The organism is Hydrocoleum sp. CS-953, assembly GCF_002260545.1.
Lineage (GTDB): Bacteria > Cyanobacteriota > Cyanobacteriia > Cyanobacteriales > Microcoleaceae > Trichodesmium.
The window spans coordinates 1-1,500 of sequence record NZ_LGSU01000042.1 but is presented as its reverse complement, the minus strand read 5'-3'; the positions used below and the strand labels follow the sequence as shown (position 1 = coordinate 1,500).

1 protein-coding gene is annotated in these 1,500 nt (G+C 36.3%); it reads left to right on the top strand.

Going from position 1 to position 1,500, the window contains the following annotated elements; genetic code table 11:
• Positions 1–556: 556 nt before the first annotated feature.
• The gene (locus AFK68_RS00185) at positions 557–1,318 is read left to right on the top strand and encodes a dienelactone hydrolase family protein (RefSeq protein ID WP_094670700.1); all 762 of its coding nucleotides are present in this window, start codon (positions 557–559) and stop codon (positions 1,316–1,318) included.
• Positions 1,319–1,500: the final 182 nt, after the last annotated feature.

Below are 1,500 nucleotides of genomic sequence, written 5' to 3'. Positions count from 1 at the left end.
AAAATCATCAAATATCTACCCAGAAAATACTGAACTTTTATAGATAATTTTGTGAAGACAAATTGCCTATAAAATGACTAGATAAAATTAGCTATACTCTACTGTTTATTAGGAATACAGCCTTTCAAAGTCTAAAGTTTGTTCAGCAATACCCACCTAGAGACTACCGAGAAATTACGGAATTTTGCTATTTTTGCTAGGCAGTTACAGTTATTCAGGAAATAGTACAAAATATCAGAACTATTCGGTGACTCCGGTGTTTTCTATTTCTTATTCCTGAAGGTATTATCAGAGAGCTGTTTTTAGCCTACCACCTATTACTATCATTACTTGTTTATCACTACCAGGAAAAGTTAGTCTGTAATACTATGCCGATAAAATAACGTTACATACTCTTTATTTATAAATCAGAATAAATAAGAAATATGGAATATAAATTTGTAGCAACTATTTATGCAAATATATAACTCAATTCTCAATAAACGTTCATCATAAACTTCAAAAAGGTAAGGTAGTGTTGTAGAAAAATTCTTGGGTACAACAATGGAGGTAATAGGTGCAAATTACTAAACGTAACGTTAATTTAATCGTTGATGACAGTTTAATGCGTGTATATGTAGCAACCCCTAAACCACCAGGAATTTACCCAGGTATTGTATTTTACTCTGATATCTATCAGTTAGGAGGCCCAATAATTCGTCTAGCTAACTATTTGGCGGGGTATGGTTATGTAGTTGCTGCTCCAGAAATTTTTCATCGAACTGAGCCAATAGGTCTTGTTATGGAGCCAGATGACCTAGGGAAGATGCGGGGTAATGATAATGCTCGTCGAACAGCAGTACCTGAGTATGATGCGGATACCCAAGCTGTAATTGAATTTATCAAAGCAGAAAATTCTGTTGCTGCGGATAAAATAGGTGCTATGGGTTTTTGTATTGGCGGACATTTAGCTTTCCGCGCTGCCTTTGAGAAAGATATTAAAGCTACAGTTTGTTGTTATCCCACTGGTATTCCTAGTGGGAAGTTAGGTAAGGGAGTTGCTGATACAATTAAACGAATGAGTGAAATTGAAGGTGAGATACTTATTGTTTTTGGTAGTAAAGATCCTCATACACCAGAAGGCGATCGCCAAACTATTATTCAAACTTTGGAGCAAACTGGTGTAACTCACCAAATTTTCTTATATGAAGCAGAGCATACTTTTATGCGTGATGATGGTTATCGTTATGACTCTGTTGCAACTACTTCAGCTTGGTCTGAAATTATACCTTTTTTTAATCGTGTGTTTGAGAATAAGGGAGTAGGGAGTAGGGAGTAGTGGCGTGACACATATAAAATGTTGCAATAGTAAGGGCGGGTTCCACGTTAAATTAACGAGTTTAACCATCAGATCAAATAAACCCGCCCCAAAATAAATACCCACACTCATTAGCTGTGTCAGTCTACTAGGGCGATAATTCGCGTTGCTGAATTAAGGGATGAATGTAAGTGGGATGGGCA